Origin of the sequence: Halomarinibacterium sedimenti (assembly GCF_019312585.1) — a bacterium.
Lineage (GTDB): Bacteria > Bacteroidota > Bacteroidia > Flavobacteriales > Flavobacteriaceae > Halomarinibacterium > Halomarinibacterium sedimenti.
In genome coordinates, this window is record NZ_JAHWDP010000001.1 from 653,868 (window position 1) to 676,173 (window position 22,306).

Sequence of the window (22,306 nt, forward strand, 5' to 3'; positions counted from 1 at the left end):
TAAAAAGAAGCAAGGATTATAAATCTTTCAAAAATGAAGGCCAAATACATTAAAAAACTATAATATTTTCAACAAAATAAGGACTTTAACAATTATATTACTATTAATTTGTTAGCTTTGAAAGCTAAAAATTTCTTGATAAAGAATTCATTACCTATTTATTATATCTTATTTACCATATTTAACCCAACTCCCATGATGAAAAATTTACTATCATTATTGCTTCTTATTCCATTTATTTCCATTTCGCAAACACCTTGTGCAGGAGGAATGGCAGGAACATATCCTTGTGATGGATATGACTTACAATCTCGTCTAAGTTTAACCGATTTAAATGCTGGTTCAGGAAATGATTCTTGGGGTTGGACAGATCCTCTTGACGGAAAAGAATATGCAATTATGGGGCTAAATAATGGCACGGCTTTTATTGATATTTCCGATCCTGTAAATCCAATATATTTAGGAAAATTACCTACTCATAGTGGTAACAGCACTTGGAGAGATATTAAAGTTTACAATAATCACGCTTTTGTTGTAAGTGAAGCTAATAATCATGGAATGCAAGTATTTGACTTAACAAGATTAAGAAGTGTTACTAGCCCTCCTGTTACATTTACTGAAGATGCTCATTTTAATGGTTTTGGGAGTGCTCATAATATTGTTATTAATGAAGACACTGGTTATGCTTATCCCGTGGGAACAAATTCGTTTAACGGAGGACCTTGGTTTATTAACATACAAAACCCAGTAAATCCTGTAAGTGAAGGTGGATATTCTATGGACGATTATAGTCACGATGCACAAGTTGTTACATATAATGGCCCCGATGGAGATTACACTGGTAGAGAAATTTTAATAGGAAGTAACGAAACCGAAGTTGTAATCGTAGATGTTACTGACAAAGCAAACCCTGTAAATATTTCTAGCATAAGCTACACCAATGTAGGGTATACGCACCAAGGGTGGTTTACCGAAGATCAAAGATATTTTATTTTAGGGGATGAGGTAGATGAACTAGACTTTGGTTTTAATACAAGAACTGTAATTTTCGATTTTGATGATTTGGACAACCCACAATTTCATTTTGAATATTACGGAGCGACTGAAGCCATTGACCATAACGGATATGTTGTTGGAGATAAGTATTTTATGGCAAATTATAGAGCTGGAATGCGCGTATTCGATATAAGCGATATTGCAAACCAAAACTTCAGTGAAATAGGATATTTTGATTCGTACCCTAATAATAACAACGCAAATTTTGATGGTGCATGGAGTGTGTTTCCGTATTTTGGCAGTGGAAATATTGTAATTAGCGATATTAACCGTGGATTTTTTGTTGTAAAATCGAATGAAATTGACAACACAAATCCCGTTGCTGTTTGCCAAGACTATACCGCTAAAATTGCTCAGAATGGCCAAGTTATAGTTTCTGGAAGTAATATAGATGGAGGCTCTTCAGATGATAGTGGATTTATTTCATATACGGTTACTCCAAATGTATTTGACTGTTCTGATATAGGGTCTACAATTACAGTTACGCTTACCGTTACAGACCCTTCTGGAAATTCAGACAGTTGTACAGCAGATGTAACCATTGTGGATAACCTAGGACCTCTTTTAGAATGTCTAGACAATCAATCTCAAGAAGTTGATGCCGGCCAAACTTTCTATACTTTACCAGATTATGTTGCCAATGGCGATATTACAGCAGTAGATAATTGTACTGCCAGTGTTACAATATCTCAAGACCCTATCCCTGGCACACAACTTACCGAAGGGCCACATACAATAACTTTTGAAACTATGGATGATGAAGGAAATATAAGTTCTTGCTCCTTTGATTTAACTGTAGTTCCAGAATTAGGGATTGAAGACTCTTTGTTTTCAAAGGGATTATCTCTTTTCCCAAATCCATCTAAGGGAGCATTAACCATTACATCTAAAACTGAAAATATCACTTCAATTACAATAATAGATATTACAGGTAAACGATTACATGAAATAAACAATCTTGATGTAACTCAAACAACAATTGATATCTCAGCATTTTCAAAAGGTATTTATTTTATTAATTTAAATGGAAAAGCGACAAAAAAAATAATAAAACAATAATTCAATATGGAGCCTTTAATGAGGCAACAAAAAAAGCATCAATGAAAAATTTTATATTTCTTACAACCTTATTTATAACAAGCGGATTATTGGCACAAACTCCTTGTGTAGCCGGTATGGCTGGAGCATATCCCTGTGATGGATACGACTTGGTCTCCCATATCCCTCTTGGAGTTTTTGCTACTTCTGGTGCTAATGATAACTGGGGGTGGACAGATCCTTTAAATGGTGATGAGTATGTATTAATGGGACTTGAAGATGGAACTGCATTTATAGATATTTCAGACCCCATTAACCCTGTTTATTTAGGAAAACTCGCAACTCATACAACAAGTACTACTTGGAGAGACGTAAAAGTGTATAACAATTATGCTTTTATTGTTAGTGAAGCAGGTGGCCATGGAATGCAAGTCTTCGATTTAACAAGGCTAAGAAGTGTTGTAAGTCCTCCAGTAACATTTACCGAAGACGCTCATTATGACAGTGTTGGTGCAGCTCACAACTTGGTTATGAATGAAGACACTGGCTATGCTTATATGGTGGGAGGAGATTCGTTTGGAGCTACTTTTATAGATGTATCCAACCCTCTAAGCCCACAAACAGCTGGGGCTTATACTACAAGTTATATCCATGATGCACAAGTTGTAATTTATAATGGTCCTGACACAGATTATACTGGTCATGAAATTATGATTAGTAGTAATGGATGGGAACAAACTGTCAAAATTATTGATGTAACGAATAAAGCTAACCCAATAGAAATTTCAACCATTTTTTACACAAATCCTTCCTACTCTCATCAAGTGTGGTTTACTGAAAATCAACAACGTATATTAATTGGAGATGAAATAGATGAACAAGATTTTGGATTTGATACCAGAACCATTGTTTACGATTTAACTGACTTAGACAACCCGGTTCACGATTTTGACTTTTTTGGTACCACCGCTGCAACAGATCACAATGGTTATGTGCTAGGAGATTCATACTATTTGGCTAATTATTCTGCAGGATTAAGAGTTCTCGATATTTCGGGAATTGCATCAAACACCATTTCAGAATCAGGCTATTTTGACACGTATCCATCTGGAAATAATTCAGGTTATGATGGAGTATGGAACGTGTATCCTTATTTTGGAAGTGGTAATATTGCAATTAATGACAGAAGTGGTGGGTTCTTCTTAGTAAAAGCTTCTGGAGTAGACACTACAGACCCAACAGCAGTCTGCCAAGATTTTACTGCAGCACTAGATGAAAACGGAGAAGTCGTTGTTGCTGGAAGTGATGTAGACGGAGGTTCTAGTGACGATAGTGGTTTTGTATCATTTACAGTAACCCCTAATACGTTCGATTGCTCAGATATTGGAACTCCAGTAACTGTAACACTAACAGTTTCAGATCCTTCAGGAAATACAGATACTTGTACAGCTATTGTTACAATAGTCGACAACTTAGGTCCAGTATTTGACTGTTATAACGACGAAACAGTTCTTTTTGATGCTGGTCAAAACTTCTTTACTTTGCCCGATTATGTGGCAAACGGAAATGTAACTACAACCGATAATTGTAGTACAGGACTCACAATATCACAGTCTCCAGCTGCTGGAATTGAACTTCCAGAGGGGACACACACCATTTCTTTTGAGTCTACAGATGATGAAGGGAATACTAGTAATTGTTCTTTTGAATTAACGGTTGTTCCAGAATTAGGCATTGAAGACACCCCGTTTTCAAAAGGAATTATTTTGTATCCAAACCCTAGTTCAGATAAAATTAATATTGTTTCAAAAAACCAAAATATTACGTCCATTTCTGTGGTAGACATAACTGGAAAAGTACTCATCAATTTGAAGAATATTGACTCATTGCAAACAACCATTGACATATCTTCCTTTTCAAAAGGAATCTATTTTATTAATCTTAACGAAAAAGCATCAAAAAAAATAATCAAACAATAGAATAATATTAAAAGGGCGGTACACTAACCGCCCTTTTAATTCGTTCTAGCTATAAATACTCGAACTATGAAAAAAATTACATTTCTTTTAGGCTTATTAATTACCTCTCCATTCTTTGCTCAAACACCTTGTTCTGGTGGTACAGCAAATGGTTTTCCTTGTGAAGGATATGACCTTCAATCCAAGTTTGTTTTAGCTGAAATGGGTGCTTCAGATGGGAATGATTCTTGGGGTTGGACAGATCCAGATGACGGCACAGAATATGCACTTGTTGGATTGGACAACGGTACCGCTTTTATAAATATCTCAGACCCAATCAACCCTATTTATTTAGGAAAGCTTCCTACACATACAAATCCTAGTATCTGGAGAGATATTAAAGTTTATAATAACCATGCCTTTATTGTAAGTGAAGCTAACGGACATGGATTACAAGTGTTCGATTTAACTCGATTAAGAAATGTTGCTAGTCCACCAGAGACATTTACAGAAGATGCTCATTTAGGAGTTTTTGGAAGCGCACACAATATTGCTATAAACGAGGATAGTGGCTATGCTTATGTAGTTGGAACCGATGAGGCTAATGGTGGCCCTTTATTCATTAATATTCAAAATCCTTTGTCTCCTTTTATGATAGGGGATTACGATGGAAGTGGGTATACTCACGACGCCCAAATAATTATATATGATGGCCCTGACAGTGATTATACAGGAAAAGAAATATTTTTTGGTAGTAATGCAAATGAAGTTGTGATTGTAGATGTTACAGATAAATTGAATCCTCAGTTAATTTCAACCATTACCTACGGGAATACATCATATACTCACCAAGGTTGGTTAACCGAAGATCGTAATTACCTTCTTGTTGGAGACGAAATAGACGAGCAAGACTTCGGGTTTAACACCAGAACTATAGTATTTGATGTTTCGGATCTAGACAATCCATCTTTTCATTTCGATTACTTTTCAAATATTGCTTCTACAGACCACAACGGTTATGTAGTGGGTAATACTTTTTACTTGGCAAGCTATAGTGGAGGAATGAGAGTGATTAATATTTCAGACATTGCAAATCAAAATATGAATGAAATTGGATATTTCGATACCTATCCTGCCAACAATAATGCTAATTACCGTGGTTCATGGAATGTATATCCATTTTTTGTTAGTGGAAATATTGTGATTAGTGGAGAAGGAGGATTTACTTTAGTAAAGGAATCGAACCTTGGAATTAATGATAATGAAAATTTTAATTTTTCTATGGCCCCTAATCCTGCCACAGAGAATATCACAATTACATCAAAAGTTGCTCCTATTCAAAGTATAGAAATATATAGTGTTTTAGGGCAAAAAGTAATGGATAAAGTTGTGCCTCAAAATGTAACCCAAACTATTAATATTTCAACGCTAAAAACAGGGATGTATTTAGTAACCATTAATAAAAATACTACCCTAAGATTAGTTGTGAACTAAGTCTTAAAAAAATGCTATTTAAAAAGAAAAGAAGATTTATTCCCATTGTCCTATTGATATGTGGTGGGCTATTCTTTGTAAGTTGTTCCAAAAAAGATGAAAACACACCTGTAGATGATACTACCACTACAGATGACGATACCGGAACAACAGACGATAATACTCCAGGTCCATTTTTAGGAGAAATTGATTGGATAAAAACCTACGGTGGAAGTGACATTGATCAGGCCGTTGCGATTGTGGAAGCCGATGATGGAAACTACGTTGTTGCTGGAAGTACTCGAAGTACAGATGGTGAATTAGCATCAAAACCCACTAGTGATAGTGATTATTGGGTGTTAAAAATATCATCAGCAGATGGTTCCATTATGTGGAACAAAGTCTATGGAGGAACAGAAGACGAGGTAGCTTCAAGCATCACAAAAACAAGTGACGGAGGTTATGTTCTATCTGGGTATAGCCGAAGTCCTAACGATCAATGTGGCACACAACCCAATGCAGGATTTCACGATTATTGGCTGCTAAAAATTGACGGAAATGGTAATGAAATGTGGTGTCAAAATTTTGGGTATTCGGGAAGTGATCAAGCATTCGATGTGTTTGAAACCAATGAAGGTGGCTATTTTGCAACTGGATTCTTCGATGTTTCAGCAAGTGGTGGCGAAGGAAATAATGATCGTCAAGGCGCTGGAAACGCTCACGGAGTGGGTGAATTCTGGGCTATTAAAATGGATTCAGACGGAGAATTTATTTGGACTCGGTATTTTGGAGGGTACAATAATGACAGAAGTTACGACGCATTACAAACCCCAGACAATGGATTTTTATTAATTGGTTCTTCTGAAAGTATTCCAGAAGAAAACTCAGATATTGAACTGAATCACGGAAGTTATGATTTTTGGGTGGTCAAAGTGAATAGTGCTGGAACTAAAGAATGGACAAAGACTTATGGCGGAATTGAAATTGATGTGGCCTATGCAATAACCCCCACTCCAGATGGAAATTACTTTATTGTGGGAGATTCACGAAGCATAGATCAAGATGTTTCTAATAATTATGGAAATGCAGACGTTTGGCTCATAAAAATTTCACCTACAGGTCAATTATTAATGGAGAAAAATTTTGGTGGTAGTCAATTTGATTCTGCTAAAAGTATCCTACCAATATCAGACGGAAATTATCTTATCTCAGGTGCCACCAGAAGTCAAAGTAACGATGTTTCGGCAAACAATGGGGAAAATGATGCTTGGGTATTTGTAATTGATGCATCTGGAACCCTTCTATTCGAAAAGGCTATTGGTGGTAGTGCCCTTGACTTTGCAGAGGATGCCATACAATCAAATGGAAAATTAATCGTTGTTGGAAATACCGAAAGTAATGATGGGGATATCCCTATAAATAAAGGAATTAAAGACTTATTGATTGTAAAAATTAGATAAAATATTAATTGATAAATAAACTATGAAAAAAATTGCACTAATACTTATGATGGCTGTTGCCTTTGTAAGTTGTAATGATGACGATGGAAATGCTCCTATTGAAAATGTAACAGTAGATGTTAATTTTACTCACAACTGGGATGGTGATGCCATTGAAAATGCAGATTTTGATGTGATCCAATATACCAATGCTCATGGTGAAACCCTTAGTCTTTCAAAGTTAGTATACCTTATTTCTGATGTAACTTTTACAAATGCCAGTGGAGAGGTTTTTGATGCCGGGGACTATACCTTAGTCAATGTGAGAGAAGGAAGCAATTTAACCTTTACTCCACAAATTGAAATCCCAGAAGGAACCTATTCTGTGTCATTTACCTTTGGATTTGATGATGAAGATAATGATCAAAATTATCAAGATTTAAACTCGGCTGATGGTGGATGGAACGTGCCAGTAATCCTTGGTGGTGGATATCATTATATGAGAATGGAGGGTAAATATATAGACGCATCGAGCCCTGATGAAACCAATTATCAATATCACACCATTAGAGCTGTTGATTTAGACGATCAAGGAATCATTTCAACATTAACAGATACTTCATTTGAGGTGAATCTTGGACAAGTTACCATAGGAAACACTACCAATATTGAAGTTAAAATGAACGTTGCAGAATGGTTCAAAAACCCAAATACTTGGGATTTAACACAATTATACACCATGTTAATGCCAAATTATAATGCCCAAATCATGATGAGTGGTAATGGTGCAAATGGTGTATTTAGTTTAGGAAATGTAACTCAGTAAATTTAAATTTATCTAAATGAAATACGGGCTAGCTTTATTCCTACTCCTTTTCACACTAATTTCTTGTAATAAAGATGATGGTGGTGGGGCGTACACAGCTACTCCTTTAAATTTGGAGATACCTTCTTTTTTTGAAGAAAATATTCTACCCCCTATCATTCCTGAAGATAACCCTATGTCTGTAGAAGGAGTTGCATTAGGCAAGAAATTATTTTTCGACCCTATTTTATCGGCAAATAACACCCAGTCTTGTGCAGACTGCCATAGTCCCCAAAATGGGTTTAGTGATGCCAGGCAATTTAGTATTGGAATTACGGGCGAAGCGGGAAATAGAAACTCCATGCCACTTCAAAATTTAGCATGGAATTACAACGGAAAGTTCTTTTGGGATGGTCGAGCTGGTTCCTTGGAGAATCAAATTTTTGAACCAGTCACTAATCCAATTGAAATGGCTAATACTTGGCCCAATGCCGTTGCTTCGCTTCAAAATTCGACAGAATATCCTGTATTATTTGATGATGCCTTTGGAACAACAACCATTGATTCTACAATGGTTTCTAAAGCCATTGCGCAATTTATGAGAACCCTTATTTCTGGAAACTCTCGATTCGATCAGTTTCAAAGAGGAGAAATAGAATTATCTCCTTCCGAAGCAAATGGACTTAATGTGTTTTTAGATGAATCAAGAGGAGATTGTTTTCACTGCCATGGAAATCCTTTAAACCCGCTCTGGACAGATAATATATTTCATAATAATGGGCTTGACGAATTCTTTATAGACAAAGGGTTGAGTAATGTAACTGGTGACCCAAGGGATGACGGTAAGTTTAAAACCCCCTCCTTAAGAAATTTGGCCTTTACAGCACCCTATATGCACGACGGTCGCTTTGAAACACTGGATGAAGTTATTAATCATTATAGTGAAGGCCTGGTCTATTCTGAAACAATAGACCCTCTTATGAAAGCCGTTGGCGAAGGTGGTGTACATCTCTCTGAAGAGGACAAAGCAGATCTAAAAGCCTTTCTTTTATCCCTTTCGGACCCAAGCTTTATAAACAATCCCGATTTTCAGAATTAACAATAATTCTTTTTGTTAATTATTACCTAAATCTATAGTGTTATAGTATTTAATATATAGCTCCTCTATGGTTAAACAAACCAATTGCAGTATATTTGCATACTTAATTTAGAACAAGTCTATATAAATGATTAAGGTAAGTGATACTGCAAAAACCAAAATTGCTCAATTAATGAGTGAAGAGGGCTATAATCCCGAAAAGGATTATGTGCGCGTAGGTGTTAAAAGTGGTGGATGTTCTGGATTGTCCTACGAATTAACTTTCGATAAAGATCAATCTCCAGAGGACAAACTATTTGAGGACAACCTGATTAAAATTGTGGTAAACAAAAAAAGCTTTTTATACTTGGTTGGGACTACCCTTGAATATAGTGGGGGTCTTAATGGAAAGGGGTTTGTTTTTAATAACCCTAATGCCAATAGAACGTGTGGGTGCGGAGAAAGCTTTTCACTTTAAAATGTATTGAAAAAGAATATGGGAAAATTCACTGAAGACGATTTAAAAAAAGAGCTGGAAACAAAGGAATATGAGTACGGCTTTTATACCGATATAGAATCGGATACATTTCCTGTGGGTTTAAATGAAGATATCGTTCGGGCTATCTCACTTAAAAAAGAAGAACCCGAATGGATGACCGAATGGCGATTAGAAGCCTTTAAAGCTTGGAAAGAAATGATAGAGCCAGAGTGGGCCAATGTAACCTACGAAAAGCCCAACTTTCAAAATATCTCATATTACTCTGCTCCTGGGTCAAAGAAAAAATATGAAAGTCTTGAAGATGTAGACCCAGAATTACTGGAAACCTTCAACAAATTAGGTATTTCTCTTGACGAGCAAAAAAAACTAACTGGGGTTGCCGTTGATATTGTGATGGATTCAGTTTCTGTTGCAACCACCTTTAAAAAAACTTTATCTGAAAAGGGAATTATCTTTTGTTCCATTTCTGAAGCCATTCAAAAACATCCAGAACTAGTAAAAAAATATATTGGTAGTGTGGTTCCACAAAAAGACAATTTTTATGCAGCGTTAAATAGTGCTGTTTTTAGTGATGGTTCTTTTTGTTATATCCCAAAAGGAGTGCGTTGCCCTATGGAACTTTCCACCTATTTCCGAATTAACCAAGCAGGTACAGGACAATTTGAACGCACCCTTGTTATTGCAGACGAAGGGAGCTATGTAAGCTATTTGGAAGGCTGTACTGCCCCAAGTCGTGATGAAAACCAATTACACGCAGCGGTGGTAGAATTAATTGCTCTTGACGATGCTGAAATAAAATATTCCACGGTTCAAAACTGGTATCCTGGAGGAAAAGATGGAAAGGGAGGAGTATTCAATTTTGTAACCAAAAGGGGCATTTGCGAAAAGAATGCAAAAATATCTTGGACACAGGTAGAAACCGGAAGTGCAGTTACTTGGAAATATCCAAGCTGTGTGCTTAAAGGTGATAATTCGATTGGGGAATTCTATTCTATTGCAGTGACCAATAACTATCAGCAAGCGGATACGGGAACGAAAATGATTCACTTAGGAAAAAATACCCGAAGTACAATTATTTCAAAAGGAATTTCGGCTGGTAAATCACAAAACAGTTATCGTGGCTTAGTAAAAATAAGTCCACGTGCAGACAATGCTCGTAATTTCTCTCAATGTGATTCATTATTAATGGGTAATAATTGTGGGGCGCATACCTTTCCTTACATTGAAGCTAACAATAAATCGGCGAAGGTAGAACACGAAGCTACTACCAGTAAAATTGGGGAAGACCAAATATTTTATTGCAATCAAAGAGGTATAGATACCGAGAAAGCCATTGCTCTTATTGTAAATGGATTTAGTAAAGAAGTTTTAAATAAGCTACCCATGGAATTTGCCGTGGAAGCACAAAAATTATTAGAAATTAGTTTAGAAGGTTCCGTAGGATAAAAATTAAATACAATGAAAAAAGTACTACTTACAATGACCGTTTTGCTTTCAATAAGCATGGTTTCTTGTAAAAATTCTGAAAAAAATTCTGAAGCAATAGAAAATAATGAGAGTAATTCAACAAAACTCATGCAAAACACACTTCCATCCTACGCCGGAGAATATTTTTATTCTAATGATGGTGCTGTTTTAAAAGGCACTCATTTTATCTACGCTGTGACCATGGATGATATGGCAAAAGAATTAGGAGATAAAATTGCCCCAATAAAGAAAGAAGAATACGACATGGTTCCTGTAGTTGTAAAAGGAGTAGTTGAAGTGAATCCTGCCTATGAAAGAGGAGAAAAGGTTTGGGAACAAATTATTACAATAAAAGAAATAGTTTCTGTAAGCGATGCGCCAGCAGAAATAGATATTAAAATTGAAGAAAAGAAAAGCTAATTATGCTGAAAATTAAAAACTTACACGCAAGTGTAGAAGATAAAGATATTTTAAAGGGAATTAACCTTACGGTTAATCCAGGGGAAGTACATGCTATTATGGGACCTAATGGTTCTGGGAAAAGTACATTAGCCTCAGTAATTGCTGGAAAAGATGAATTTGAAGTAACCAAAGGTGGTATCGAACTCGAAGGAGAAGATATTAAAGAATTAGACCCAGAAGAAAGAGCTCATAAAGGAGTGTTTCTCTCTTTTCAATATCCTGTTGAAATTCCAGGTGTTTCGGTGACCAATTTTATTAAAACAGCCATTAACGAAACCCGAAAAGCCAAAGGGCAAGAAGATATGCCAGCTGCCGAAATGCTTAAAAAAATTAAGGAAAAAGCAGATTTACTGGAAATTGACCGTAAGTTTTTATCACGTTCGTTAAATGAGGGATTCTCTGGAGGAGAAAAGAAGCGAAATGAGATATTCCAACTCGCTATGATGGAGCCGAAATTGGCCATCCTTGACGAAACCGATTCTGGTCTTGATATCGATGCACTTAAAATTGTTGCTAACGGAGTTAACAAGTTGAGAAATGCTGATAATGCAGTAATTGTTATTACACATTACCAACGCCTACTAGACTATATCGTACCCGATTATGTTCACGTATTAATGGACGGAAAAATTGTAAAGTCTGGAAGCAAAGAATTGGCTTATCAATTAGAAGAAAAAGGATACGATTGGATTAAAGAAGAAGTGAAAGCATAACAAATGAGTTTAAAAGAAAAAATACTCTCCTCCTACCTAGCTTTTGAAGATTATTTGGAAGACGATTCGCCTATCCACGATCTTCGAAATAAAGCCATTAAAACGTTTGAAAGTCATGGCTTTCCATCAAAAAAAGAGGAGGCTTGGAAATACACATCCCTGAACGCTCTTTTAAAAGAAGACTATAGTATTTTTCCTAAAAAGGAAACAACTATTGAGTTTAAAGAGGTGAGAAAATATTTTTTACACGAAATCGACACTTTTAAAATTGTATTTGTCGATGGTGTTTACAGTTCATTTTTGTCGTCAACAACACATGATGGGATGGATATTTGCCTATTATCTGCGGCATTAAGCAAAGACAAGTACAAGCCTGTAATAGAAACTTATTTTAACAAAGTTGCCAAAGAAGATAGTCTTACTTCATTAAATACTGCATTTGCCAAAGAAGGAGCCTATATATATATCCCGAAACATAAAGAAGTTCAAAAACCTGTCGAAATAATTAACTTTTACACAGGTTCCGAAACAGCGTTAATGCTTCAGCCACGTAACTTAATTATTGTTGGCGAAAATGCCCATATTCAAATTATTGAGCGTCATCAAAGTCTTTCAGAAAATGCTGTATTAACAAATTCGGTTACTGAAATTTTCACCGAAAAAAGAGCGTTTGTAGATTATTATAAAATACAAAACGACTTGCCTTCGGCTTCGTTAATAGATAACACCTATATAAAGCAAGAACGTGACAGTGTTTGTAGTGTTCATACATTTTCTTTTGGGGGAAAGCTAATTAGAAACAACCTCAACTTTTATCAATATGGAGAGCACTGTAACTCTATTTTAAAAGGAGTAACTATTCTAGAACAAAAACAGCACGTAGACCACAATACATTGGTGCACCATATTGCTCCTAATTGCGAAAGTCACCAAGATTATAAGGGAATTTTTGATGATAATTCCACAGGGGTTTTTAATGGAAAAATCCTAGTTGAAAAAGATGCTCAAAAATTGGATGCTTTTCAGCAAAACAACAACATTCTCATAAGCGATAAAGCTACCATTAACTCAAAACCTCAATTAGAAATATTTGCCGATGATGTGAGATGTTCTCACGGTTGTACGATTGGCCAATTAGACGATGAGGCTATGTTCTACCTTCGTTCTCGAGGTATTGGCGAAAAAGAAGCTCGTGCCTTGTTAATGTATGCTTTTGCAAACAATGTTTTGGAAAGCGTTAAAATCCCCGAACTAAAAAAGCGAATCAATAAGCTCATTGCCAATAAAATTGGTGTGAATTTAGGATTCAATTTATAAAAAACACCTAAAAATTAGTTGTGTGAGTTTCGATGTCCAAAAAATACGCGAAGATTTTCCTATACTTAAACGCAAAGTAAATGGACATTCTTTGGTATACTTGGACAATGCGGCTACTTCACAAAAACCACAAGCAGTTATTGACTGCATGGTAGATTATTATTCAAATTATAATGCAAACATTCATCGTGGGGTACACACACTATCACAAGAAGCTACCGATGCGTATGAGGTTGCGCGAAAAAAAATTCAGAATCACTTTGGCATAACACATCCCGAAGAAGTAATATTCACTTCTGGAACTACTCACGCCATTAATCTAGTGGCAAACGGATTTTCGTCTTTCCTGAAAAAAGGAGATGAAGTACTCGTTTCGGCCATGGAACATCACTCTAATATTGTTCCGTGGCAAATGTTGTGCGAAAGAACAGGTGCCACTTTGAAGGTAATCCCTATGAATGAAACGGGCGAATTGGTCATGGAGGATTTTGAAAAATTACTTTCAGAAAGCACGAAACTCGTTTTTGTAAATCACGTATCCAATGCCTTGGGGACAATCAACCCCATTGAGGAAATTATCATTAAAGCTCATAAAGTTGGGGCAGCCGTGTTAATAGATGGTGCACAGTCCTGTGCTCATATAAAACCCAATTTAAACGCACTGGATGTAGATTTCTATGTGACCTCTGCGCATAAAATGTGTGGTCCAACAGGTGTTGGAATGCTCTATGGAAAAAAAGAATGGCTTGAAAAATTACCTCCCTACCAAGGTGGTGGCGAAATGATTAAAGAAGTGACTTTCGAAAAAACCACCTATGCCGGGCTACCCCATAAATTTGAAGCGGGTACACCCAATATTGCTGGTGGAATTGCCTTTGGAGCAGCCATTGATTACTTAAATGAAATTGGTTTTAAAGAAATTACTGCTTACGAAGATGGGCTTTTAAGCTACGCAACCTTAGAGCTATTGAAAATTGAAGGCTTAAAAATTTATGGTACTTCAAAAAATAAAACCTCGGTTATTTCTTTCAATTTAGATGGAATACACCCTTACGATGTGGGTACTATTGTAGATAAATTAGGCATTGCGGTTAGGACAGGGCACCATTGTGCACAACCTATTATGGATTATTATAAAATTCCTGGAACGGTTCGTGCATCCTTTTCGTTTTATAATACCAAAGAAGAAGTGGATAAACTTGTTGAAGCTGTAAAAAGAGCAAAAATGATGCTTAGTTAACAGATTTTTAAAAGTTTGACGTAGAGAAATATAGTATCTTAGAACAAATGAAACCATCATCGATATGAAAAATATACTCTTAATTTTATTGACGACAATTTTTGTAATGAGTTGTGACGAAACTAAAAGAGTGATAGACACTGCTGGAAATGTGCAACTTTCAGGAAACTACAATGTTACCGAAATTAACGGAAATACGATTACTGAAAAAGCTCCAAATATTCGTTTTTATGCCTTGGACAAAACCATACGAGGTAATACGGGTTGTAACTCCTTTTTTGGAAGCTATGCTTTAGATTTATATGCTCTTTCATTTAGTGACATTGGCTCCACCGAAATGGCGTGCGATCAACCTATTATGGATGTAGAAAATGCATTTCTAAACGCTCTCAACAATACAGGGTCCTATGACATCCAAAACCGAGTGTTAACATTATACTCAAAAAACGACAGAACAGTACTGCTCAAGGCAAATAAGGAAGTAACTGAAGATTAAATGACAATAACAACCATACAAGAAGAATTAATTGATGAGTTTTCACTCTTCGATGACTGGATGGACAAATATGAACACCTCATTGAACTTGGAAAATCATTACCGTTAATTGATGCTTCTTTAAAAACCGAGGAGAGGCTCATAAAGGGATGCCAGAGTAAAGTGTGGCTTCACGCGGAAATGACAGACGGCAAAGTAGTATTTACGGCAGACAGTGATGCAATTATTACCAAAGGAATTATTGCGGTATTGGTTCGGGTTTTTTCAAATCAATTGCCAGAAACTATAATAAACGCAGATACTTCCTTTATCGATGAAATTGGATTAAAAGAACACCTTTCCCCTACTCGTGCTAACGGATTGGTGTCTATGATTAAACAAATGAAATTATACGCGGTGGCCTTTCAAGCCCAGCAAAAAAAATAACCATGAGTACAACAGAAATTGATACAACCGAATTAGGTGAAAAAATAGTAAAAGTGCTTAAAACCATTTTTGACCCGGAAATCCCTGTGGACATTTACGAACTAGGTTTAATTTACGATGTGTTTGTAAATGAAGACAGCGAAGTAAAAATTTTGATGACGCTTACTACACCCAATTGCCCTGTAGCCGAATCTTTACCGCTAGAGGTTGAAGAAAAAGTAAAAAGTATCAAATTGGTGAAAGACGCTGAGGTTGAAATTACTTTCGATCCACCTTGGAGCCAAGATTTAATGAGCGAAGAAGCCAAACTAGAATTGGGAATGCTTTAATGGAAGGAGATATTGTAAATAGAGTGGCCAATAGTGCCTTAGTCACCTTTGATTTGGAAGATTTCTATCCTGAAGGGAAAAGAATCGAACTCGATATATCCCCCTGGTTATTTGAAGGAGTTATCCTTCGTGAAAAAGAATTCCGAAGCCATGTAAAAAACCTACCTCTTTCAGAATTTAAAGATGCTTATGTGGCACTTCATTGTACCACCGATGCTATTATCCCTGGATGGGCGTATATGCTTGTTTCGCTACAACTAGCGGGAACCGCCAAAAAAGTAATCGTTGGGACTTTAAACGATTTAGAAACCCTTCTTTTTTCAGAAATAATTGCGCGCATGGATCTTACTTCATTTAAAGACAAACCCGTTATTATTAAGGGTTGTGCACACAAACCCATTCCTGAAAATGCCTTTGTTTTGTTGGCACAAAAGCTTCAGCCTATTGCCAGAAGTGTGATGTATGGGGAGGCTTGTTCTTCGGTTCCCTTATACAAAAAGTAGTATTTGTTAGGTAAAAAGTTATTTTTCATCGAAAACCATTCTTTCTTTTTCTTATTTAGGATTCTAAAATTGTAGGAAATAGTACTTTTGCGGAAAATTTATAAAAATTAAACAATGAAAAAAATTGCCCTATCCGTATTGTTATTAGGTACTATTCAGTTTTCTTTTGCTCAAGATGATGCAACTACAGAAGAAGGTCCAAAAGATGGATGGACCAAAGAAGGTAATGTGTCATTACTATTTAGCCAATCTGCTTTTAACGCAGAATGGACTGGTGGAGGAACATCAAACTATGCGGCTAACCTTAATCTTTCTTATACTGCAAACTACCGTAGTGGTGACTGGAGCTGGGATAACCGTTTGTTAGTTGATTACGGAATTAGCAAAACAAAAGACCAAGAGTTTACCCGTAAAACGAGTGACCGTTTTGAAATAAATTCCATCCTAGGAAAACAAATAAATGAAAGTAACTGGTACTATTCGTATTTCTTGAATTTTAAAACACAAATGACTTCTGGTTATGTTTATGGTGAAGACACCAATGGTGACGAAATAAGAACAGAAACTACAAAAGCTTTTTCGCCAGCTTACCTTCAAACCGGTCCAGGTATGCTTTGGAAGAAAAATGACAATTTATTTGTGAATATTTCACCAGCTACTGCAAAACTCATTTTTGTAAATGGTGACTTTACTAATGTTGGAAACAATCAAGTTGATATAGATGCCTTTAACGAAGCAGGTGGATATTTTGGTGTGGAAGCAAACGAATCTATGCGTTTTGAGTTTGGAGCATCGATTAATGCTTATGCTAAGTTTAAGCTAATGGATAATATTTCTTTTGAAAATATTTTAAACCTATACAGCAACTACCTTGATAATCCTCAAAATGTTGATATCGATTATACCGCAAATTTGGTAATGTCTATTAACAAATGGATAACTGCTAATGTAGCTTTCCAAGCGATTTATGATGATAATGCGGTACAAGCATTCCAAATTCGTGAAGCCTTAGGAATTGGTGTTACTTACGGTTTCTAAGAAAATAATATTGTTAAATAAAAAAAGGCTGCTAACAAATAGCAGCCTTTTTTATTATCCTTCTTCTGGATAGTATTCGGGATACAAGAAATTGTTATAGGGAAAACGAGTGATGTGGATTTCTCGTACTTTTTCATAAACCGTTTTTCTAAATTCTTCTAGATTGTCTTTATTTAATGCCGAAATAAACAACGCATCACCATTGGTTTTCGCCATCCAAGTATCTTTCCATTCTTCAAGTGTGTAATGGGCTTTTGTTTTTTCAGTTACTAAATCATCTGAGTCGATCTCTTCAGGTTCATAGGCATCAATTTTATTAAACACCATTAAGGTGGGCTTATCGGCACTTTTAATTTCGTCTAAAATGTTATTAACGGAGGCGATATGATCTTCAAACGCATGATGCGAAATATCCACCACGTGCAATAACAAATCTGCTTCCCTAACCTCATCCAGTGTGCTTTTAAATGATTCCACCAATTGTGTGGGCAATTTTCTAATAAATCCAACGGTATCACTCAATAAAAATGGGAGGTTTCCAATCACCACTTTTCGCACAGTAGTATCTAGGGTAGCAAATAATTTATTTTCGGCAAAAACATCGCTTTTGCTTATTACATTCATTAAAGTAGACTTTCCCACATTGGTATATCCTACTAAAGCAACCCGCACCAATGCACCTCGATTTCCACGTTGAACAGCCATTTGCTTATCGATACTTTCCATCTTTTTCTTCAAAAGGGAAATTCTATCTCGAACAATACGACGGTCAGTCTCAATTTCTGTTTCTCCGGGACCCCGCATTCCAATACCCCCTTTTTGACGCTCCAAGTGAGTCCACATTCCTGCAAGACGCGGCAGTAAATATTCGTATTGCGCTAATTCAACTTGCGTTCGCGCATAACTAGTTTGTGCTCTTTGAGCGAAAATGTCCAAAATTAGATTGGTTCTATCGATTATTTTGCACTGAAGTACTTTTTCGATATTCTTTTGCTGCGCAGGAGAAAGCTCGTCGTCGAAAATAACTATACTTACCTCATTTTCTTCTACAAAGATTCTTATTTCTTCAATCTTTCCCGTCCCAATAAATGTTTTGGGATTGGGCATTTCCAATTTTTGAGTATATCGCTTAATAACTTCACCTCCGGCGGTATAGGCCAAAAATGCTAATTCGTCCAGATATTCTTGGGCTTTTTCTTCGTCTTGTAATTTCGTAATAAGCCCTACTAAGACGACCTTTTCATATTCAATTTCCTTGTGTTCTAGCATAAATTTTTAATATTATAGCAAAGGTACAAACTGTTTGGTAGGGTTTTTTGTATTTTTCATTCAAAATAAAAAGAATGCGTCATAATTCTTCCGAAAATACATGCCACTACAACATGGCCTTCTATAATTTAGAAAATTTATTCGACACAAAAAACGATACACGAACACTGGATGATGACTTTACAGCACATTCTTATAAAAAATGGAATGACAAGCGTTTTCGGAAAAAAATTTCAAACCTTGGCAAAGTAATTTCCAAAATAGGAATTGATAAAATTGGATTTCCACCTGTATTATTGGGTGTTGCCGAAGTGGAAAACAGTTTTGTGTTAGATGCATTAATACAATCCAAACACCTTAAGAAAAAAGAGTATGGCTATGTCCATTTTGATTCTCCCGATGAACGCGGAATTGATACCGCTTTACTTTTCAGAAAAAAATATGTTGAAATTCTGTCAAAGGAAACACACACACTATACATAACTAATGAGTTGGGTGAAAGAGATTACACCCGAGATATTTTGCACGTGGAGGTAAAAATAGAAGAACACCCTATTCATATTTTAGTAAATCATTGGCCTTCACGAAGAAGTGGTACAGAAGAAACTTCTCATAAACGGGTGGCAGCTGCCTCCAAAAATTTGGAGATTATAAACTCCGTTCTCCAAGTAAATTCGAATGCGAGAATAGTCATTATGGGAGATTTTAACGACGATCCACATAGCGAAAGTATTAAGAAACTAACTTCAGATTTTTTATATAATCCCATGGAAGTATTATTTTCTAAATATGAAGGGAGTTTAAGCCATAGAGAAACTTGGCATTTGTTTGACCAAATCATTATTTCTCATAATTTTTTACAGGGTGCGCCCAATTTATTTCAGTTTAAAAGCGCTCACATTTATAATCCAAGAGAAATAAAAGAAGCTAAGGAACGATTTAAGCACTTACCCTTAAGGACCTTTCTTGGAAAAAAATATTTAGGAGGATTTAGCGATCATTTCCCCGTATATACTGTTTTTTCAATGATAGCGCGAAAAAGCAGCAACGATTAATCGTAGTTTTTTTGATTTTCGTCTAAAAGTTAATTAATCGTTAAGTTTTATATCTTTTTTAGTTATTTTAGACCCTTATAAAAACTAATCTTAATTTGTAATGAATACACTTTTACCTCTGTGTTTAAAAACAATTTCTTCAGCTCACAAAATTTTTATATTAGGTAGTTGTTTTATATTTTTTTTAAGCTTCAATTCTTTTGCTCAAGGCCCCGGCTCTCTTTTTGTAGACGCTGGACCAGATGTTACAGTTGATTGTAATACTGGTACGGGATGTGCTAATATTACAGCAAACTTTCTTGAAACTTTTGAGACTATTAGCTCTAATTATACGGTAGAATCGATTACATATAACCCCCCTTTTCCATTTAATGGATTGGCAAATTCTATTAATATTACTACCGATGATACTTGGTCTCCCGTAGATACACTACCCTATGATTTTTGTTTTTTTGAAAATATTGAAACCCAATTTCAAGTAGGTTCTAATGGGGTAGTGCGATTTGATGTTGATCCAGGAGACACAACAAATGGTTGGTCTTTTTCTGAAAATTTACCCAATAACAGCAATCCTACCCTTGGGGAAGCTAATGTTTTTACACCAGTGCACGATATACATCCTAGTATAAACCCAACCAATGAGATTGGATATGAAGTCCTAGGAACTTTCCCAAATAGAGTATTAGTGGTATCTTATTACGAAGTTGCTATGTTTTCTGGTGCTTGTAATAATATGTTAGCTACACAAATGGTTGTTTTTTATGAATTTTCTAATGTCATTGAAATTTACATGCAAGACAAGCCAGTTTGTACCACTTGGAATAGTGGAAATGCGGCTTTAGGGATTCAAAATAATGATGGAAATATTGCTTTTGTTCCGCCAGGAAGAAACACATCCGATTCCCCTTGGACCGCCAATAATGAAGCATGGCGTTTTACTCCTGCTGGAGTTGAAACGTATGTTTTTGAATGGCTTGATGCCAATGGAACTGTGATTAGTACAAATCCTACTGTTGAAGTATGCCCTGTTGGAACAGAAATTTTTACAGCAAGAGTTACTTATACAAATTGTAATGGGGATACCGTAATATTAACCGATGATGTTGCGGTTACTGCTGAAGCAACTTTTAGTGTTGAATTAGGAGAAAACCAAGAATTTTGTGATACGCCCAACTACAATATTACTGCAGAAATTATAGATGGTGATCCTAACGATGCTACATTTTTATGGAGTACAGGCGAAACTACACAAACCATTACAGTTTCTACATCAAACACCTATACTGTAGATGTAACCATTGGAGGCTGTACTGTTACTGAAAGTGTAGATGTAACCTTTAACGAAGTGCCTAATTTTGATTTAGGAACTGCAATTTCAACTTGTATTTTAGATAATATAGTTCTAGATGCTACTCCTTCAAATTATAATATTTCAGATGTAACTTTTGAGTGGAGCCTCGACGGAAATGTCCTCACTGGAGAAACATCAAATTCTTTACTAATTACTACAACAGGCACCTATAGTGTAGTTGTCGATTATCAAGGGTGTATTGGCGAAGATTCAATTACCGTTGCTGCTGCAAATGATATTGATGTATCATTAGGTCCAGATTTTTCAACTTGTTTTAATGAAATAGTCGTCCTCGATGCTACTCCTTCAAATTATGATTTAACCCTTGCTTCCTTTCAATGGAGCTTTAACGGTACAATATTAACAGGGGAAAGTAGTGCTACTTTAATTGCTGAAGAACCTGGTAATTATAATGTAATTGTCTCTATTGGAGTATGTAGTGTTTCAGAAAGTATTGAAATCACTCCAAGTAATGACATAGAATTATCCTTAGGCGATGATATTGAAACTTGCTTTGATGAAGAAATTATTCTGGATGCATCACCATCAAATTATGACCCAACATTAGCTAATTACCAATGGAGCTTGAATGGAACCGTAATTGAAGGTGAAACTCTTCCTACATTGGTGGTTTCAGAATCTGGAGCCTATAGTGTTATTGTATCTATTGGTGCATGTACAGGGTCAGATTCCATTGTTATTTCTGGAAGGGATGATTTAATTGTTACTATAAACGAAGATTTTAAAACCTGTCCAGACGAAATACAAACCTTAACGGCAAATACTTCCGAAACCGATGTTACCTACCAATGGTACCTTAACGGAGATATTATTGTGGGTGCAACTGATAGTGTTTTAGAAATCTCCGTTCCTTCAAATACAGTAGGAGAACAAATCTATTCTGTAACCATTTCAGTGGGAGATTGTTCGGGATCAGACGATGTAAGTGTGGTGTTATACGATGTTGGAAAATGTACTATTTCGCAAGGATTATCCCCTAACGGAGATGGCATGAACGATTGCCTCGATTTAGAATTTATAAGTGACCGCACTGGAGCTTTCTCTGTTGAAATATTTAATCGTTACGGCATGAGTGTTTTTTCACAAGATAACTATGTAAATGAATTTTGTGGTATTGACCAAGATGGTAATGAATTAACAACAGGAACTTACTTCTATGTTATGAAATTTGCTACCCCAGACCCTGTCTATGGAGACTTAAAAACAGGCTGGGTATATATCAACAAAGAAGTAAAATAATAAAAAGCTAACAATCAAAATAAACAACTCATTA

20 protein-coding genes are annotated in these 22,306 nt (G+C 35.9%); 19 read left to right on the top strand and 1 reads right to left on the bottom strand.

Annotated features, from left to right (window positions below):
• Window positions 1-195: 195 nt before the first annotated feature.
• The 17 genes from KXJ69_RS13770 (at window position 196) to KXJ69_RS03235 (ending at window position 17,337) form a co-directional block, all read left to right on the top strand.
• Window positions 196-2,115, top strand: a complete 1,920-nt coding sequence (locus KXJ69_RS13770; protein ID WP_219051180.1) for a choice-of-anchor B family protein — start codon at window positions 196-198, stop codon at window positions 2,113-2,115.
• Between the two features lie 41 nt (window positions 2,116-2,156).
• On the top strand, window positions 2,157-4,073 hold the full coding sequence (locus KXJ69_RS03160) for a choice-of-anchor B family protein (RefSeq protein WP_219051182.1): 1,917 nt from the start codon (window positions 2,157-2,159) through the stop codon (window positions 4,071-4,073).
• Window positions 4,074-4,139: 66 nt separating this feature from the next.
• Complete coding sequence (locus tag KXJ69_RS03165; RefSeq protein ID WP_219051184.1) at window positions 4,140-5,546, top strand: choice-of-anchor B family protein; 1,407 nt, start codon at window positions 4,140-4,142, stop codon at window positions 5,544-5,546.
• Window positions 5,547-5,557: 11 nt separating this feature from the next.
• The gene (locus KXJ69_RS03170; RefSeq protein ID WP_219051186.1) at window positions 5,558-6,985 is read left to right on the top strand and encodes a hypothetical protein; all 1,428 of its coding nucleotides are present in this window, start codon (window positions 5,558-5,560) and stop codon (window positions 6,983-6,985) included.
• Between the two features lie 22 nt (window positions 6,986-7,007).
• Window positions 7,008-7,790 carry an MbnP family protein gene (locus KXJ69_RS03175; RefSeq protein ID WP_219051188.1) on the top strand — a complete coding sequence of 261 codons (783 nt, stop codon included), beginning with the start codon at window positions 7,008-7,010 and terminating at the stop codon, window positions 7,788-7,790.
• A 16-nt stretch (window positions 7,791-7,806) separates the two neighbouring features.
• Window positions 7,807-8,868 (top strand): cytochrome-c peroxidase, encoded by a 1,062-nt coding sequence (locus tag KXJ69_RS03180; protein WP_219051190.1) that lies wholly within the window; start codon window positions 7,807-7,809, stop codon window positions 8,866-8,868.
• Window positions 8,869-8,995: 127 nt separating this feature from the next.
• Window positions 8,996-9,325 carry a HesB/IscA family protein gene (locus KXJ69_RS03185; RefSeq protein WP_219051192.1) on the top strand — a complete coding sequence of 110 codons (330 nt, stop codon included), beginning with the start codon at window positions 8,996-8,998 and terminating at the stop codon, window positions 9,323-9,325.
• An 18-nt stretch (window positions 9,326-9,343) separates the two neighbouring features.
• A complete protein-coding gene (gene sufB / locus KXJ69_RS03190; RefSeq protein WP_219051194.1) occupies window positions 9,344-10,792 on the top strand; it encodes a Fe-S cluster assembly protein SufB in 1,449 nt (482 codons plus the stop codon).
• Window positions 10,793-10,804: 12 nt separating this feature from the next.
• The gene (locus KXJ69_RS03195; RefSeq protein WP_219051196.1) at window positions 10,805-11,233 is read left to right on the top strand and encodes a hypothetical protein; all 429 of its coding nucleotides are present in this window, start codon (window positions 10,805-10,807) and stop codon (window positions 11,231-11,233) included.
• A 2-nt stretch (window positions 11,234-11,235) separates the two neighbouring features.
• Window positions 11,236-11,988, top strand: coding sequence for a Fe-S cluster assembly ATPase SufC (gene sufC / locus KXJ69_RS03200; protein WP_219051200.1), 753 nt, complete (start codon window positions 11,236-11,238; stop codon window positions 11,986-11,988).
• Window positions 11,989-11,991: 3 nt separating this feature from the next.
• Window positions 11,992-13,305, top strand: a complete 1,314-nt coding sequence (sufD, locus tag KXJ69_RS03205; RefSeq protein ID WP_219051202.1) for a Fe-S cluster assembly protein SufD — start codon at window positions 11,992-11,994, stop codon at window positions 13,303-13,305.
• A gap of 22 nt (window positions 13,306-13,327) precedes the next feature.
• Complete coding sequence (locus KXJ69_RS03210) at window positions 13,328-14,545, top strand: aminotransferase class V-fold PLP-dependent enzyme (RefSeq protein ID WP_373422832.1); 1,218 nt, start codon at window positions 13,328-13,330, stop codon at window positions 14,543-14,545.
• A gap of 64 nt (window positions 14,546-14,609) precedes the next feature.
• A complete protein-coding gene (locus tag KXJ69_RS03215) occupies window positions 14,610-15,041 on the top strand; it encodes an META domain-containing protein (RefSeq protein ID WP_219051204.1) in 432 nt (143 codons plus the stop codon).
• The gene (locus KXJ69_RS03220) at window positions 15,042-15,467 is read left to right on the top strand and encodes a SufE family protein (protein WP_219051206.1); all 426 of its coding nucleotides are present in this window, start codon (window positions 15,042-15,044) and stop codon (window positions 15,465-15,467) included.
• A gap of 2 nt (window positions 15,468-15,469) precedes the next feature.
• On the top strand, window positions 15,470-15,796 hold the full coding sequence (locus KXJ69_RS03225; protein ID WP_219051208.1) for a DUF59 domain-containing protein: 327 nt from the start codon (window positions 15,470-15,472) through the stop codon (window positions 15,794-15,796).
• Window positions 15,742-16,299, top strand: coding sequence for a DUF2480 family protein (locus KXJ69_RS03230; RefSeq protein WP_308701024.1), 558 nt, complete (start codon window positions 15,742-15,744; stop codon window positions 16,297-16,299). Before KXJ69_RS03225 ends, KXJ69_RS03230 begins: the two co-directional genes overlap by 55 nt.
• 114 nt (window positions 16,300-16,413) lie before the next feature.
• A complete protein-coding gene (locus tag KXJ69_RS03235) occupies window positions 16,414-17,337 on the top strand; it encodes a DUF3078 domain-containing protein (RefSeq protein WP_219051210.1) in 924 nt (307 codons plus the stop codon).
• A gap of 54 nt (window positions 17,338-17,391) precedes the next feature.
• Here KXJ69_RS03235 and hflX read toward each other — a convergent pair whose 3' ends face one another.
• On the bottom strand, window positions 17,392-18,606 hold the full coding sequence (hflX, locus tag KXJ69_RS03240) for a GTPase HflX (protein ID WP_219051212.1): 1,215 nt from the start codon (window positions 18,604-18,606) through the stop codon (window positions 17,392-17,394).
• A 74-nt stretch (window positions 18,607-18,680) separates the two neighbouring features.
• Between hflX and KXJ69_RS03245 the strand changes: the two genes are divergently transcribed.
• Window positions 18,681-19,661 (top strand): endonuclease/exonuclease/phosphatase family protein, encoded by a 981-nt coding sequence (locus tag KXJ69_RS03245; RefSeq protein WP_219051214.1) that lies wholly within the window; start codon window positions 18,681-18,683, stop codon window positions 19,659-19,661.
• A gap of 100 nt (window positions 19,662-19,761) precedes the next feature.
• A complete protein-coding gene (locus KXJ69_RS03250) occupies window positions 19,762-22,272 on the top strand; it encodes a T9SS type B sorting domain-containing protein (RefSeq protein ID WP_219051216.1) in 2,511 nt (836 codons plus the stop codon).
• The last annotated feature ends 34 nt before the right edge of the window (window positions 22,273-22,306 follow it).